We start from the raw sequence: 14,308 nt of genomic DNA on the forward strand, positions 1-14,308 counted from the left end.
ACAGTTCCGTCCACCCGTCCAGCCTAGCCGTCCAGGGCGGCAAACGCCTGTTCCAAATCGGCCCAGAGGTCTTCGACATTTTCAATTCCCACGCTGAGCCGGACCAGGTTCTCCGGCACGCTGAGGGGTTCAGCCGCGTGCCGGCGCCGCCGTTCGATCAGCGACTCAACTCCGCCCAGGGACGTAGCGGGCAACCACAGCTTTAGGCCCGCGACCAGCCGGTCAGCGGCTGCAGCGCCACCCAGGCCTGCGGTGGGTGCCACCTGGATGCACACAATGGAACCGAAACCCTTCATCTGCTTGGTAGCACGCCCATGCCCCGGATCCGTCGCCAAGCCCGGGAACCGGATCGCTTCCACTAGCGGATGCCTGCTGAGCCGCTCTGCCAGGACCGCGGCCGACGCTTGTGACCGCTCCACCCGCAACGCCAAGGTGCGGAGCCCCCGCAGCGCGAGCCAGGCCTCGAAGGGTCCGGCGATGGCGCCATGGATGATCCGGTGGTGCAGCAGCGCCGCGCGGATGTCCGGATTCGATGTCACCAGTGCGCCCAGGACGACGTCGGAATGTCCGGCCAGGTATTTGGTCACCGAATGGAGTACGACGTCGGAACCCAGTTTCAGCGGCTGCTGCACCAACGGCGTGGAGAAGGTGTTATCCGTGACCACTATGGCGCCGACGTCGTGTGCTGCTTTAGTAAGTGCCTGGATGTCCGCGATGCCAAGCATCGGGTTGGTGGGGCTTTCCAGCCACAGCATGCTGGCGGGCCGTCCACCGGCGGGCGCAAGTTGACCGCGCACGGCGTCGGTGTCCGCAATGTCAACGGTGCGCAGCTCCAGGAATCCCTTTTCAGCCATTTCTGAAGCCATCACCAGCGAGCCGGCATAGCTGTGCGACGGCATCACCAGGACTCCGCCCGCCGGGATCAGCGTCAGCGCGGAGCTGACGGCCGCAAGCCCGGAGGCATAGAGCAGGCCGGGCAGCGCGGCACCTTCCAGCTGGCCCAGGGCTTCCTCGAACGGCTCCCAGCTGGGGTTGGCGTAACGGCCGTAGCCACGTTCGCCGTCGGCCAGCGGCCCGGTGCCGAAGTAGGTGGAGGACAGCACGATAGGCGGATTAACCGGCTGGTCCCGTTCCCGGGGTGGCCGGCCGGCAGCGACTACCAGGGTTTCCGCCGACAGGGACTGCGCGTGCTGCTCCGAAAGACTCATGGGCATAGGGTATGCCCCGCCGTTGTCCACAGGAAAAAGCGGTTACGCCTGCGCAGGGAAAAGCTGACAGCGATTGTCGGTAGGCTTGATAAGTGACTACGCAGAAGCCCGGACTTTTCATCGCATTTGAAGGCGGTGATGGCGCCGGGAAATCGACGCAGGCTGCCCGGCTGGCCGAAGCCCTGGCAAACCGTGGCCTGACGATACTTCGCACCCGCGAGCCGGGCGGCACCCCTATTGGCGAGAAACTCCGGTCGCTGGTCCTTGATCACGGGCACGGCCACATTGACGCCCGCACTGAGGCGCTCATTTTCGCGGCATCCCGTGCCGCCCATGCCGAGCAGGTCATCCGTCCGGCGCTGGTGCGCGGCGAAACAGTCCTGACGGACCGCTACATTGATTCTTCAGTCGCTTACCAGGGCGCCGGCCGCGCCCTGGGCACCGGGGCGGTCCGTTCGTTGAACGAGTGGGCCACCGGCATGCTGTCGCCGGACCTCACAGTCCTCCTCGACGTCGAGCCCGCCGACGGGCGCCGGCGCCGCACCGCCAACGATGCTCGGGAAGACCGCCTGGAATCCGAAGCGGACGAGTTCCATGCACGGATCCGGGACGCCTTCCTGCAGCTGGCGGCCGCCCGGCCGGACCAGTACCTGGTGCTGCCGGCCAAGCTCCCTATAGACGATCTTGCCGCGCAGATCCTGGACAGGGTGCTGGCCCTGATGGCCGCGCGGAACACCCTCGTGCCATGACCGTCTGGGACGATCTCCAGGGCCAGGACGCCGTAGTCACGCAACTCCGCACGGCATCGCAGGCAGAGGCCCTGACCCACGCCTGGCTGTTCACAGGCCCGCCCGGTTCAGGGCGCTCAAACGCGGCAAAAGCCTTTGCAGCAGCGCTCAACTGCGACCAGGACCAGCTGACGGACCGCGGCTGCGGATCCTGCGCTTCCTGCCACACGATCCTGGCTGAGACGCATCCGGACGTTACGTTCGTGCGGACTGAAAAAGTCACTATCACCATCGACGAAGCCCGGGATCTGGTGTCGTCGGCCGGCAACCGGCCCTCCACCGGCCGGTGGCGGATCATCGTCGTCGAGGATGCGGACCGCATGGCCGAGCGCACCACCAACGTCCTGCTCAAGGCGATCGAGGAGCCCACCCCACGCACCATCTGGATGCTGTGCGCGCCGTCGCCCGCTGACGTCCTGGTCACCATCCGGTCGCGCTGCCGTCCGGTGGCCCTGCGCATCCCCCCGGCAGCGGACGTCGCCCGTCTCCTGGTGAGGCGCGACGGCGTCGATCCCGTTCTGGCCGAACGCGCGGCACGGGCAGCCCAAAGCCATGTGGGGATTGCCCGGCGGCTGGCGAGGGACGCGGACGCGCGTGAACGCCGGCTGGAGACCGTACGCTTTCCGTTGGGACTACGCGGAGTCACCGCTGCCGTGATGATGGCGGACAAACTGGTCAAAATCGCTACCGCGGAAGCCGGCAGTTCCAATGAAGAACGCGACGCAGCGGAGAAGGCTGCGCTCCTGGCCACGCTCGGCGCCCCGGAGGGCGGCAACCTGCCACCGGCGCTGCGCGGCCAGCTCAAGCAGCTTGAGGACGACCAAAAGCGCCGGGCCAAGAGATCCATTACCGATTCGCTGGACCGTACACTGACGGACCTGCTCTCCTTCTACCGCGATGTGCTGATCGTTCAGATGGGGAACGCCGTGGAGCTGGTGAACGTTGAGCTTCGCAGTGAGATCGAGGACTTCGCGGACCAGTCCACCGCTGAGGTCACGCTGTCCAGGATGGACGCCATCAACAAGGCGCGGCAGCGGATTACCACCACCAATGTTGCCCCGCTGCTTGCCATCGAATCCATGGCCTCCAGCCTGATCTAGACCCACCCAGGAGAATGCATGACCTTCCTACCCGCACGTCCCGCCCGCCAGCGATCCGACAGGTCACGGCGGCTCCAGGGATCGCTTGCCGGGACGGCGGGGGCTGTCGCCGCGGCGATGCTCCTGACCTCATGCACGCTTCTGCCCGGCCAGGAGCAGGAGCCGCCGGGCCCAACGCTGGCAACGGCGGACCCTTCCATTGTGGCGTCAGCCCCGGAAGGCCTGTCTGAGTACTATGCACAGCAGGTCTCCTGGGAGCCGTGCGAAACCGACTACCTGTGTGCGGACGTCAAGGTGCCCGTGGACTATGCCAACCCCGGCGCCGAGAGCATCACGATCTCCGCGCTGCGGATGCCCGCCACAGGTGAGAAGCAGGGCACGCTGCTGGTCAACCCCGGCGGACCCGGCGGCTCCGGCTACGACTTTGTCCTGGATGCCGGAACAATGTATTTCTCCGACGAAATGCGCTCCAACTACGACCTCCTGGGCTTCGATCCGCGCGGGGTGAAGCGCTCGGCGCCGGTAACCTGCATGACGGACAAAGAACGTGACGAGGCCAGGGCCAAGGTCTACGAGCTGGGCACGGACGCCGGGCTGGCCTCCGCGAGGGCGGACAACCAGGCCACCGCCGCGAAATGCGCCGAGCAGACAGGTCCCGTGCTCGGGTTCATCGACACGAACTCGGCAGCCAAGGACATGGACATCCTCCGGGCAGTGTCCAATGACACCAAACTGAACTACCTGGGGTACTCCTATGGAACGTTCCTCGGTTCCGTGTACGCCTCCCTGTTCCCGGACAACGTTGGCCGGATGGTCCTGGACGGCGCCATTGATCCCGCGCTCAGCAATGAAGAAGTGACCTACGGGCAGGCCGTGGCTTTCGAGAAAACCCTGCGAACATATATTGCATCCTGCAAGACCGGTACCGACTGTCCCTTCAAAGGCAGCGTGGACGAGGCAGTAGGGCAGATCCAGGCCCTCATCAACGACATCAACCAGCACCCTCGGGCCGCGGCTGACGGGCGGCAGGTCAACGCCACCATGTTCGTCAACGGCATCATCACTCCGCTGTACAGCAATGCGAACTGGCCCATGCTGACAGCAGCCTTTGCTGAGGCCATCAAGGGCAACGTAACGCCCATGCTGAACCTCTCCGATTTCGGTGCGGACCGCGAAAGCAACGGAACCTACGGGTCCAACGCGACGTTCGCTTTCACTGCCGTCAACTGCCTGGACTACCCAATGGTCACGGACACCGCGGCAATGCGCGCCGAGGAACAGCGGCTCCGCGAGGCCTCCCCCACGTTCGGCAGCTTCCTCGCCTATGGCGGGACCACCTGCATGGACTGGCCCCACAAGAACGTCCGGACCCCCGCGCCGGTTGAGTACTCCGGCGAAGCGCCCATTGTGGTGATCGGTACCACGGGTGATCCGGCCACGCCGGTGGAATGGGCCGCCTCGCTGCGCAAGCAGCTGGAAAACGCCGCCCTGGTCACCTGGCAGGGCGAAGGCCACACGGCTTACGGCCGATCCAACAACTGCGTCACGAACATTGTTGACCAGTACTTCCTGCAGGGCACCATGCCTGCGGACAACACCATCTGCTGACCGGCGTTCTGATCCCTTCGGAGATCAGACTGCCGTCAGCAGTCGCGGAACCTCCGCAATGGAAGGAACGACGGCGGTAGCGCCCGCCGCCCGGAGGGCCGCCTCATCGTGGGCTCCGGTCAGCACGCCGGCTACGATACCGGCTCCGGCGCACAGGCCTGACTGGATGTCCGCCGTCGAATCCCCCACCACGGCAACCGAACGCACGTCGTCGAGATCAAGAGCCAGGACGGCTGTCAGGATGATGTCCGGGTACGGCCTTCCGCGGCCGGCGTCGGCGGGGCAGAGACTAAGGTCCGCCAGCCCCATCCAGCCGAGTTTTTCCAGCAGCGTGTTCTGGGTGTGCCGGCCGAATCCGGTGGCCAGGCAGACCTGGATCCCGCCCGTCTGCAGCTTCGCTATTGCCTCCTCGGCACCGGGAATTGGAGTGATTGCCCCGGAGCCGATGAGTTCGTCGCAATGCCATTCAAAGCTGCGGTTCGCTTCGTCTGCCCTGCCTGGTCCAGTGAAGAACCGGCTGAACACTTCCAGCTTGGACGTCCCCGAAACCTGCCGGGCATACTGCATCATTGCGGCATACTCCGGCGAGCCCTCCTGGATTCCCTGCTCGGCCAAAACCCGTGTCAGCGCGCTGTCCAGAAGTCCGCCGTCGGACACCGTTGTCCCTACCATTGCCAGGACGGCCAGCTTGATGCCCGGCCTTCCCGCTGCATCATCAACCAGTGAAATCTTCACCCTTCATCCCCCATTCGGCTGTGTATCTCCCCAGCTTCCGCGGCGGCCCGGATCAGCGGCTGAATCCGCCGCGACCGCAAGGTGAACTTCAGGACAACGTCAAAAGGGACACCCGCCCAGCGCCTGCTGAGCCCATTTTGACCCGGACGCGCAGACTCCATTACAGTTGACTCTTGCATGATCCGATCGGCACGCCCGGTATGAGCATGCGGTGCTTCCTTAGCTCAGTCGGTAGAGCGTTTCACTCGTAATGAAAAGGTCATCAGTTCGATTCTGATAGGAAGCTCGGTAAGAACCCCGTTTTGTCGTTGACTCTAACGATGATGCGGGGTTTTTTGTTGGTTGGGCTGAACCCTTAGGGGCAAGTACGTCTGCGGGTTCTGCGGCGGGGCATCAGCACCTCCCTCACCGCTGGCTGCCCCACCATGACGCCTGCCACGTGAGATCAGCCAGATGCGCCTGGCCCTCCAGGCTCGGATGGAAGTAATCGAGGACGCTCACGTCGCCTGCCGAGAACTTGAAGCCGTGCACAGCGTTGTTGTCCCAACGGCAGTTCTTGTACTGGGAGCACTCGTCGGCAAGGATCTGGTCGAACGCGAGTTTCCGCTTGTCCACCAACTGCCGCTGCTCTTCGGTGTTGCCGGCAGCAAGCATCGATGGACAGGTGCCGCGGGACCATGCCTCACGTGCATCGGCGTTGCTTTCCAAAGCCTCCCACAGTTGGTAGAGGTCCGGGATGCTGCTGACGAAGATGCGGGCCTTCGGTATTCCGCGGTCGAGCGTCGCCAAAGCGGTTTCGATGTGCGCAGCAAATTCCGTCTCGGACGTCATCGTGGCTGCAGACGAGGCGCAAAGGTCGTTTGCTCCGATCAGGATGGTCACGTATTCCACGTTCTGCTCCACTGCCACCGTGGCCTGGCTAGGAAGATGCCTGGCTCTGGACCCGCTGACGGCGTTGTTGTGGTTGCGCCCGGCGATGGCGGGTTCCAGCCTCATCAGCCGCTCATAGTGGCTGATGACGCCGTCGCCGGGACCCTGTCCGGTGGTCCATGAGTGGACGGAGTTGTCGCTGTTCGAACAACACACTGCCAGGGCACGGGTAATGGAGTCGCCCAGGGCGGCCATGGAGGTCGGCGGCGGTGGCGACGAGACTGGCGGCGGCGCGGTCGGGATTGGCTGCGCAGCCGTGATCGCCGCGAGCATGACAAACGGCAGGAGCAGGAAGCGCGCAACTTTCGGCACAGCCATCTCCTCGGTAGGCCGGAGGTGTTGCCGGCCGGCAACACGCACTGCCAGAGTTGCCGACGCGTACTAGCCGACGGTACGTCCCCGTTCTGGCCCGTGTCCAGCGCCGCGGCTCCATAAATTCAAACCATAAAGATTGGTTGGGGGGCCTTGGAATGCCGCCGGTCCGTCACGCCGTCGACACGTACGGTTCGTTTCGATACGCGGTCAATACTGCGGGCATTGCCGGCAGGCAGGCACCTGGAGGTGAAACCGATCTGGAGGACTGGGACAAGGTCCATGCTTCTGTGGCCACCCCTGCCGCCAAGCACGGGGTGGGGGTAACCAAAAAATCCCTCCCGCCGGCTGATGGTGCAGCCGGCGGGAGGGATCATAGGGTGGATCAGGTTTTAGCCTTCACATTCCACGCAGTACGCATGGCCATTCTTTTCCCGGGCCAGCTGAGAGCGGTGGCGGACCAGGAAGCAGGACCAGCAGGTGAACTCGTCGCTGGCTTGCGGGATGACCTGGACAACCAGTTCCTCGGCGATGAAGTCGCCAGGAAGGTTGACCCCGTCAACATTGTCCGCTTCATCCAGCTCCAGTACCACGCTGCGGGCATCTGGCGTGTTCGCGGAACGCAGGGCCTCCAGGGACTTGTCCTGGGACTCCTTAACGTCTGACCGGAGTTCGTCGTAATCGGCTGCCAATTCGGTGCAACTCTTTTCTCTAGTTCTTGCCTTGTCGCGTCTGCAACGTACAGCATCTTGCGGATATTCCCAACCCGGGGACAATTAGCGAACTATACACGGCCAAGCTGGCGGGTGAAGGATGAGGAAGCGGACGACGGCGGAAACCTCCCGCCGTCGTCCGTTTTCCTTTGGCTGTCATAGGCTCGAAAGTACCGACGTTTTGTACCCGCGATGAAGGGACCTGCCGTGAAATCGGACCTCCGTCTGCAGCATCCGGACTACTACAACCCTCCGAACAGGCCGGTCCTGGCCGCCTTCGGGACGATCCCCTACGTGGCCATCAGTGGACGCGGCGCTCCGGGCGGTCCTGAGCACACCGCGGCCATGGAGGCTTTGTACCCGGTGGCCTACGCCGCGAAGTTTGCCGCGAAGGCCCAGGGGCAGGATTTCACTGTGGCCAAACAGGAGGGCCTGTGGTGGTTCGACGTCCATTTGCCGGCTGCCGAGGTGCCGCGCGAGGAATGGAGCTGGACGCTGCTGATCCGGCTCCCGGAGTTCGTCAGTGAGGAGGCTCTGAACGCGGCGAAAACCACGGCAGCCGCCAAAAAGCCGGAGAACGAGGCCATCGGGAAGGTCCATTACAAGGAACTGAACGAAGGCCAATGCGTGCAGATGATGCACCATGGGCCTTTCGACACCGAGCCGGAATCCGTGCGCATCATGGAACAGTTCATGGACGAGCGCGGGCTCGAATATAACGGCCTGCATCACGAAATCTACGTGACCGATTTCCGGCGCGTACCTCCGGAAAAATTGCGGACGGTGCTGCGGTACCCGGTGAAGCCCCGGCGCCAGTAGCCCAAGGGCGAGAAGAGCGGACGACGGCGGCAGGTGCCGCCGTCGTCCGCTTTCCTCCTGCCCGCCTCCCCTCCCACCCGGCCCGCCGTTTCGATGGTTCCGTGCCCTCTCGATGTCCCCTAACGTCGCGTGGGCAGGGAACCATCGAAACGGGCCAACGCGGAGCAGGCTGGAAATCTCCCCGCGTCTGCGGAATAATCGTTAGCAACGCTAATTAACGATGCTAACGAAAACGGGAGACCTTCCATGACGCATGGCAGCCAGGCCAAGGAAACGTGGAACCCTAAGGAGCACACCCGTCCAGACATGCTGGCGATCGACCTGCGGATCGCCATCATGCGGACCTCCCGCAGGTTGCGCACTGAAGCGAGCGGCGACTTCGTCTCACCCGGGCAGTACGCGGCACTGACCCACCTTCAAAAGGGTTCCCGCACCCTGCGCGAACTTGCGCAACTCGAAAACGTCCAGGCACCCTCGATGACCCGGATCACCAACGCCCTCGCCGAACAGGGCCTGGTCACGCGTACCGGCCACCCGGATGATGGCCGTCAGGTCCTGCTGTCCATCACCCCCGCCGGCGAAACGGTAATTGACGAGGCCCGCAGCCACCGCACCGCCTGGCTCGCCCAGCGGGTGGCCGTGCTAAGCGACGAGGATCGCCTGATACTGAGCCGGGCTGCGCAGCTGATGCTGGAAATGAGTGCCAAGTGATCACCACGTTCCGCGCCCTGGAAAACCGCAATTACCGGATGTGGGCTGGCGGCGCCCTGGTCTCCAACATCGGCACCTGGATGCAGCGGGTTGCCCAGGACTGGCTGGTGCTCACCGTCCTGACCGACCATTCCGGCACAGCCGTCGGCATCACCACCGGATTACAGTTCCTGCCCATGCTGATCCTGGGCCCCTATGCGGGCCTGCTGGCGGACCGGCACAGCAAACGGCGCATCCTGGTATGGACCCAGAGCGCCATGGGCATCTGCGCCCTGGTAGTGGGCCTCCTGGTAGTGCTGGGATCGGCCCAGTTGTGGCAAATCTATGTGGCTGCCCTGTGCCTGGGCGTAGCCAGTGCGTTTGACGGCCCCGCCCGGCAGGCGTTCGTCTCCGAAGTGGTGAGCCATAAAGACCTGCCCAACGCCGTGGCGCTCAACTCGGCCTCATTCAACGCAGGCAGGCTGGCCGGCCCTGCCATCGCCGGCCTGCTCATTGCCTGGATCGGCACCGGACCGGTTTTCCTGCTCAACGCAGCCAGCTTCCTGGCCGTCATCGTCTCGCTGGCCCGGATCCGCGGGGCGCAGCTGTTTCCGTCCACACCCGCCGCCCGCGGAAAGCACCAGGTGTCTGAGGGGCTGCGGTACGTGCGCGCCAACCCCGAGCTGGTCATGATTCTGGTCCTGGTTGCCCTGGTGGCCTCGTTCGGCATGAACTTCCAGGTGACCAACGCATTGATGGCAACGGCGGAGTTCGGCGTGGGCCCGGGCGAGTTCGGGCTCCTCGGCACCATCATGGCAGTCGGGACGCTGGCGGCCGCCTTGCTCGCCGCCAGCAGGCCATTCCCCCGGCTTCGGGTCCTGCTGGGTGGGGCACTGGGACTGGGGTTCTTCTCGCTGGTCGCCAGCGTCGCGCCGTCGTATTGGACGTATGCCGCTGTTCTGGCGTTGGTGGGCCTTGCCTTGATGACATTCCTCAACAGCTGTAACACACGTATTCAGCTCTCCGTGGACCCGCAGTTCCGCGGCCGGGTGATGGCGTTCTACCTCTCGGTGCTGCACGGCGGCACCGCCCTGGGCGCGCCACTAATTGGATGGGTAGCCACCGAACTCGGAGCGCGGTGGTCCGTTGCCGGCGGGGGCTTGATCGTGCTGCTGGGTGCAGGAACAGCACTCATCGTTGTCCGGCGCCGCAATCGCGCAGCGGTTCTCCCGGTACCGCTACCGCCGGACAGCGATGGCGAACAGAACGCACACGGGTCAGTGCCGGGAGTCAATCGTCCTGGAGGGCAGTAGCCGCAGCAGTCCGGCAAAGTCGAAGGCGTGTACGACGGCGGCACCTCCCGCCGCTGTATGTTTTGGCGAGTTCGCGCTCAAGTTTGCGGGACTTACGCAACACCTCCTTGAGTAGGTAGAATGGGCTACCTACTCAAGCAAGCGACTACGGAGAATTGATGCCTGAAACGCTTCCGCTGCCCGCCACCCGGCGACGGCCTGCCCGGGAGGCCCTCCTTGAGGCAGCGGCGCGGCGGTTTTATGCAGACGGCCTCGCCGGAACCGGAATCGACGCCATCACGGCGGAGGCAGGGGTGGCCAAGAAGAGCCTGTACAACAACTTCGCGTCGAAGTCCGAGCTGGTTGCTGCATACCTGACGGCCCGCCACGAGGAATGGCTGGGCCTGTACCGGGCCAGGCTGGCCGGGGCCGGCAGCCCCCGCGATCGGGTCCTCGCAGTTTTCGATGCCTACGCGGATCACGCGAACATGGCCTATGAGCATGGCTTCCGGGGATGTGGTTTGCTGAACGCCGCGGCAGAACTTCCCGCTGGGGAGCCGGGCCGGGACGCGGTGCGTCGCCACAAGGAAGAAGTTGAAACACTGCTGCTGGACCCCCTGGCAGAACTTTTCCCCAGGGACCGCGCCGTTCCTATGGCCCGGCATCTGGCATTTCTGCTGGAGGGGTCCATGGCCCGCGCCGGACTGGAAGGCACGGATCGCTGTCTGCTCGAGGCGCGGGGCCTCGCGGCAACCATGCTGGACGCAGCGTGAGATCCCAGGCGGAAAACAGGGTCACCATAAGCCGGAGCGCGTGGGGAGCATTCTTCGTCCTGGCCGCTTCCATCCTGTGGGGAACCACAGGCACCGCTGCCACGTTCGCCCCCGGGGTCAGCCCGCTGGCAATCGGCGCGGTGGCCATGGGGTTCGGCGGGCTGCTGCAGGCGTCCATAGCGGCCCGGCCCATCGTGGCACATTCAGCGCTCCTGCAAAGCCAGCGGCGAACCCTCGCCCTGGGTGCCGTCGCAGTTGCAAGCTATCCGCTGGCTTTCTACTCATCGATGCATCTGGCTGGCGTTGCGGTGGGCACGGTAGTTTCCATCGGCTCCGCTCCCCTGGCTTCCGCGGTGGTGGAACGGATGGTGGACAAGCGGCCCTTCACGCGCAGGTGGGCTGCAGGTGCTGCCCTGGGAGTGTCCGGGGCGCTCCTGCTGTGCTTCGCGGACGCCGGGCACGGCAATGGCGCATCCACGTCCGCCTGGTCCACGGTTGCCGGAATCGGGCTGGGGCTCTTCGCGGGACTGACGTATGCCCTCTACTCCTGGGCCGCTCACAGGCTCATGACCACCGGGGTACCGTCGGCGGCTGCCATGGGGTCCATCTTCGGGATCGGCGGCCTGCTGCTGATGCCCGTGCTGGCGGTCACCGGGGCGCCATTGACAGCATCCTGGCAAAACCTGGCCGCCGGCATCTACATGGCAGTTGTTCCGATGTTTGCCGGCTACGTCCTGTTCGGCTGGGGCCTGGCGCGCGTCCGGGCCAGCACGGCCACCACCATCTCGCTGACGGAGACGGTGGTGGCCGCCATTCTGGCCGTGGTGATCGTGGGCGAACGGCTTCCGGTGCCCGCATGGATCGGCGCGGGCATGATCATTGGCAGCCTGTTCGTCCTGACATTGCCCGGTAAGAGGGTCTCGAAGAGCAAACCGTCGCTCGAGGCTGAGGTTGCTGGCAAACTTAGCCCATGAACGAGGCACTGATTCCCTCCCGGCGGCCTGGCATCCGCGCCGCCATGTTTGTGGATTTCGACAACGTTTACACGGGCCTGCAGGCTCTTGACCCCATGGCGGCAAAACGGTTTGCCGAGGACCCCAAACATTGGGCGGACGCCTTGTCCGCGGGAGGCTCCGGTGAAGGTTCCCGCCGCTTCCTGATTCGCAACTGCTACCTGAACCCGGTGGTGTACTCCAAGTACCGGACCTACTGGACCCGTGCGGGCTTCAGGGTAATCGACTGCCCCTCGCTGACGCAGCGCGGCAAGAGCAGCACGGATATCAACCTGGTGCTGGACGCCATGGATGCCCTGTCCGGCGGTGGCGGCATAGAAGAATTCTTCATCGCCTCGGCCGACGCCGACTTCACGTCGCTGGTCCAACGGTTCCGGGCGGCCGACCGGATGACCACCGTCATCGCCGCCGGCGCCGTGGCCTTTGCGTACCGGGAGATGGCGGACCATGTGGTGGAGGCGCACGACTTCGTGGCGATCATCAACGGCACCACGGTGGAGTCCATCCATCCCGTGGCGTCCGGGGATCAGACTCCTGCCGCCGCGGCCAAGGCCAAGGTCAAAGCCGTTTCCCCGGCCGTCCACGAGGTCATCGAGTTCGTGCATTCCGCGCCCGGGCCGGTCGTTGGCGCGATGGTGGCGCACCGCGCCCTGGTGGCCGACCCCTCCCTGAAGAATGACTGGGGCGGCTACGGTAAGTTCGGCTCGTGGGTGGCCCAGATCGGCCAGTGGGTGGAGTACTCCCCGGTCCAGGGCGGTTGGGTCTGGGACGGCCGGAGGTTCTCCGGCGAGGACCTGCCCTCACCTGCGGATCTCCAGCCCGGCGTCGAGGAGCAGGTCACCAGAGTCACGGACGTGCCCGCACTTTCCGAATTTCAGTTCCGGCAGATGTTCCGCTCCCTGGAAGCCAGGCTCCGCGAGAACCTGTCCAACCGCACTGAACTCTCCCGTGCGGTGCGGGACGACTGTGTGAACGCCGGCCAGCCGGTCTCGCGCAACGCCGTGAACTTCGTCCTTCAGGGCCTGGCTTACGTCAATTTCCAGCTCACCGACACGGTGACTGCCGAAGAATTGGCTGCCGCCTGGACCGCGAACGTAGAGGAACTCTGCCGGGTGGCGCTCCTGGAGTTCGACGCTGCCGAGGCCCAGGCCGTGCGGCGGTGGGCCAGCGGAGGCTTACTCGAGGGCTGACAAAGCAAAGCGGACGACGGCGGAACCTCCCGCCGTCGTCCGCTGCCGCTGTGCCTTACTGGCTGAAGGGGACCTTCTCCCAGGTCAGGATGTCCGTGCCATTGGCATTGTTTTCGGCCACCGAGAACCGGACATAGTTGGTGGCGTTGGCGGAGCCGTCCACCGTGATGCGCTGCAGGTCATCTGCGGCGGACTGCTTGTAGACGTCCAGCCACGGTGAGCCCTCAGACAGCGGCCGGTTCTCGGCGAAGACGTGGCTGTCGCCGTTGATGAGGTAGACCGGGCGGTCGAAGCGGTTGGTTTCGTCAATGATTGCAGCCACAATCTCCCGGAATCCGGAGACCATTTCGGGGTCGGCAGTGGCAGCGGCGAGCAACGACGGGTCGAACATGTCCGCCTGGGTCATCAGCACCACGGCGCGGTCGTTGCGGCGTTCGGCGTCGGCAAACGTGCTGCGGATCTGTTCCAGGACGGCACCCGTGCGGTGCTGGACTTCGGCGAGCTGCTCCGGCGTGGGAGCTGCTTCTCCCAGGCCGCTCCACGGCTGCAGTGAATTGTTGCTGCCCTGGATGTTGACCACAGAGAAGGCGACGCGGTTCTGGGTGAAGCGGACGTTTTCCGGAAGCCCAAGGCTCTCCTGGGTCTTGACCGGCATCATGTCGCCCAAGGTCTTCCCGGGCTCGTCGAAGAAAAGCTCCCGGATCTTGTCCAGCCGCTCGAGGGGGTTGTAGGCGCCGTTGTTGGGGCGGTGGCAGTCCACCCACTCGTTATCGCCCGGGGTGAAGACCAGCGGGTGCTCGAAGGTGTCGAACTGTGCCCGGATGTAGGCGAAGTACTCATCCGAACAGACCGTCGAACCGTTTTTGATGTCGCCCACGTGGGCAACGAACTTCAGGGCGGTATCTGCATTGATGTCCTGGATGCGGGACGGGAACTTGGCGATTTCAGCCGCGCCGTAGGGAATGTCGCCAATGACGCCGAAGGTGAAAGCCTGGCCGGTGGAGCTGGTGGACACACCGGATGCTTTGGCTTCCGCGGCTGCGTTGGCGGGCTGCGACGCCAGGAGGCCGAGCGCAAGGGCGAGCGCCGCCGTCGTGATTTTCAATGTCTTAGAACGCATGGACGTGCTCCTGTTTC

The 14,308-nt window shown here is 64.7% G+C and carries 14 protein-coding genes and 1 tRNA gene; 10 read left to right on the forward strand and 5 right to left on the reverse strand.

The window, feature by feature from the left end:
• Window positions 1–23: 23 nt before the first annotated feature.
• The gene (locus AC50X5_RS15115; protein ID WP_494976894.1) at window positions 24–1,208 is read right to left on the reverse strand and encodes a trans-sulfuration enzyme family protein; all 1,185 of its coding nucleotides are present in this window, start codon (window positions 1,206–1,208) and stop codon (window positions 24–26) included.
• 92 nt (window positions 1,209–1,300) lie between these two features.
• Here AC50X5_RS15115 and tmk point away from each other — a divergent pair, with 92 nt between their 5' ends.
• From tmk to AC50X5_RS15130, 3 genes are read left to right on the forward strand one after another with little or no spacing between them, the layout of a single operon-like run.
• Window positions 1,301–1,957, forward strand: a complete 657-nt coding sequence (gene tmk / locus AC50X5_RS15120; protein WP_494976895.1) for a dTMP kinase — start codon at window positions 1,301–1,303, stop codon at window positions 1,955–1,957.
• On the forward strand, window positions 1,954–3,096 hold the full coding sequence (locus AC50X5_RS15125) for a DNA polymerase III subunit delta' (protein WP_494976896.1): 1,143 nt from the start codon (window positions 1,954–1,956) through the stop codon (window positions 3,094–3,096). The genes tmk and AC50X5_RS15125 overlap by 4 nt, the downstream gene beginning before the upstream one ends.
• A gap of 18 nt (window positions 3,097–3,114) precedes the next feature.
• A complete protein-coding gene (locus AC50X5_RS15130) occupies window positions 3,115–4,704 on the forward strand; it encodes an alpha/beta hydrolase (RefSeq protein WP_494976897.1) in 1,590 nt (529 codons plus the stop codon).
• A 24-nt stretch (window positions 4,705–4,728) separates the two neighbouring features.
• Here the strand turns inward: AC50X5_RS15130 and AC50X5_RS15135 are convergent, their stop codons facing one another.
• Entirely contained in the window at window positions 4,729–5,376 is a 648-nt protein-coding gene (locus AC50X5_RS15135; protein WP_494976968.1) for an HAD family hydrolase, read from the reverse strand.
• A 276-nt stretch (window positions 5,377–5,652) separates the two neighbouring features.
• Here AC50X5_RS15135 and AC50X5_RS15140 point away from each other — a divergent pair.
• Window positions 5,653–5,725: transfer RNA gene (locus AC50X5_RS15140), tRNA-Thr, on the forward strand.
• Window positions 5,726–5,844: 119 nt separating this feature from the next.
• Here AC50X5_RS15140 and AC50X5_RS15145 read toward each other — a convergent pair.
• Window positions 5,845–6,681 carry an SGNH/GDSL hydrolase family protein gene (locus tag AC50X5_RS15145; RefSeq protein WP_494976898.1) on the reverse strand — a complete coding sequence of 279 codons (837 nt, stop codon included), beginning with the start codon at window positions 6,679–6,681 and terminating at the stop codon, window positions 5,845–5,847.
• A 392-nt stretch (window positions 6,682–7,073) separates the two neighbouring features.
• Window positions 7,074–7,373, reverse strand: a complete 300-nt coding sequence (locus tag AC50X5_RS15150) for a DUF4193 domain-containing protein (RefSeq protein ID WP_330188298.1) — start codon at window positions 7,371–7,373, stop codon at window positions 7,074–7,076.
• A 228-nt stretch (window positions 7,374–7,601) separates the two neighbouring features.
• Between AC50X5_RS15150 and AC50X5_RS15155 the strand changes: the two genes are divergently transcribed.
• The 6 genes from AC50X5_RS15155 to AC50X5_RS15180 all read left to right on the forward strand — a co-directional run bounded on the left by AC50X5_RS15155 (window position 7,602) and on the right by AC50X5_RS15180 (window position 13,171).
• Window positions 7,602–8,213 (forward strand): GyrI-like domain-containing protein, encoded by a 612-nt coding sequence (locus AC50X5_RS15155; RefSeq protein ID WP_494976899.1) that lies wholly within the window; start codon window positions 7,602–7,604, stop codon window positions 8,211–8,213.
• 246 nt (window positions 8,214–8,459) lie between these two features.
• Entirely contained in the window at window positions 8,460–8,924 is a 465-nt protein-coding gene (locus AC50X5_RS15160; RefSeq protein WP_494976900.1) for a MarR family winged helix-turn-helix transcriptional regulator, read from the forward strand.
• Window positions 8,921–10,216: an MFS transporter gene (locus AC50X5_RS15165; RefSeq protein ID WP_494976901.1), complete on the forward strand. Its 1,296-nt coding sequence runs from the start codon at window positions 8,921–8,923 to the stop codon at window positions 10,214–10,216. Before AC50X5_RS15160 ends, AC50X5_RS15165 begins: the two co-directional genes overlap by 4 nt.
• A gap of 158 nt (window positions 10,217–10,374) precedes the next feature.
• Window positions 10,375–10,968 carry a TetR/AcrR family transcriptional regulator gene (locus AC50X5_RS15170; protein ID WP_494976902.1) on the forward strand — a complete coding sequence of 198 codons (594 nt, stop codon included), beginning with the start codon at window positions 10,375–10,377 and terminating at the stop codon, window positions 10,966–10,968.
• Entirely contained in the window at window positions 10,965–11,942 is a 978-nt protein-coding gene (locus tag AC50X5_RS15175; RefSeq protein WP_494976903.1) for a DMT family transporter, read from the forward strand. The genes AC50X5_RS15170 and AC50X5_RS15175 overlap by 4 nt, the downstream gene beginning before the upstream one ends.
• Window positions 11,939–13,171 carry an NYN domain-containing protein gene (locus tag AC50X5_RS15180; protein WP_494976904.1) on the forward strand — a complete coding sequence of 411 codons (1,233 nt, stop codon included), beginning with the start codon at window positions 11,939–11,941 and terminating at the stop codon, window positions 13,169–13,171. The genes AC50X5_RS15175 and AC50X5_RS15180 overlap by 4 nt, the downstream gene beginning before the upstream one ends.
• A gap of 55 nt (window positions 13,172–13,226) precedes the next feature.
• On the opposite strand, the gene AC50X5_RS15185 is transcribed toward AC50X5_RS15180, so the two are convergent.
• Window positions 13,227–14,291 (reverse strand): metallophosphoesterase family protein, encoded by a 1,065-nt coding sequence (locus AC50X5_RS15185; protein ID WP_494976905.1) that lies wholly within the window; start codon window positions 14,289–14,291, stop codon window positions 13,227–13,229.
• Window positions 14,292–14,308: the final 17 nt, after the last annotated feature.

Source organism: Pseudarthrobacter sp. MDT1-40-2, from assembly GCF_059383595.1.

Coding starts and splice junctions, on each gene's coding strand:
- AC50X5_RS15130 (WP_494976897.1), top strand. CDS start 3,115: ATGACCTTCCTACCCGCACGTCCCGCCCGCCAGCGATCCGACAGGTCA.
- AC50X5_RS15185 (WP_494976905.1), bottom strand. CDS start 14,291: ATGCGTTCTAAGACATTGAAAATCACGACGGCGGCGCTCGCCCTTGCG.
- AC50X5_RS15180 (WP_494976904.1), top strand. CDS start 11,939: ATGAACGAGGCACTGATTCCCTCCCGGCGGCCTGGCATCCGCGCCGCC.
- AC50X5_RS15170 (WP_494976902.1), top strand. CDS start 10,375: ATGCCTGAAACGCTTCCGCTGCCCGCCACCCGGCGACGGCCTGCCCGG.
- AC50X5_RS15115 (WP_494976894.1), bottom strand. CDS start 1,208: ATGAGTCTTTCGGAGCAGCACGCGCAGTCCCTGTCGGCGGAAACCCTG.
- AC50X5_RS15135 (WP_494976968.1), bottom strand. CDS start 5,376: ATGGTAGGGACAACGGTGTCCGACGGCGGACTTCTGGACAGCGCGCTG.
- AC50X5_RS15125 (WP_494976896.1), top strand. CDS start 1,954: ATGACCGTCTGGGACGATCTCCAGGGCCAGGACGCCGTAGTCACGCAA.
- AC50X5_RS15160 (WP_494976900.1), top strand. CDS start 8,460: ATGACGCATGGCAGCCAGGCCAAGGAAACGTGGAACCCTAAGGAGCAC.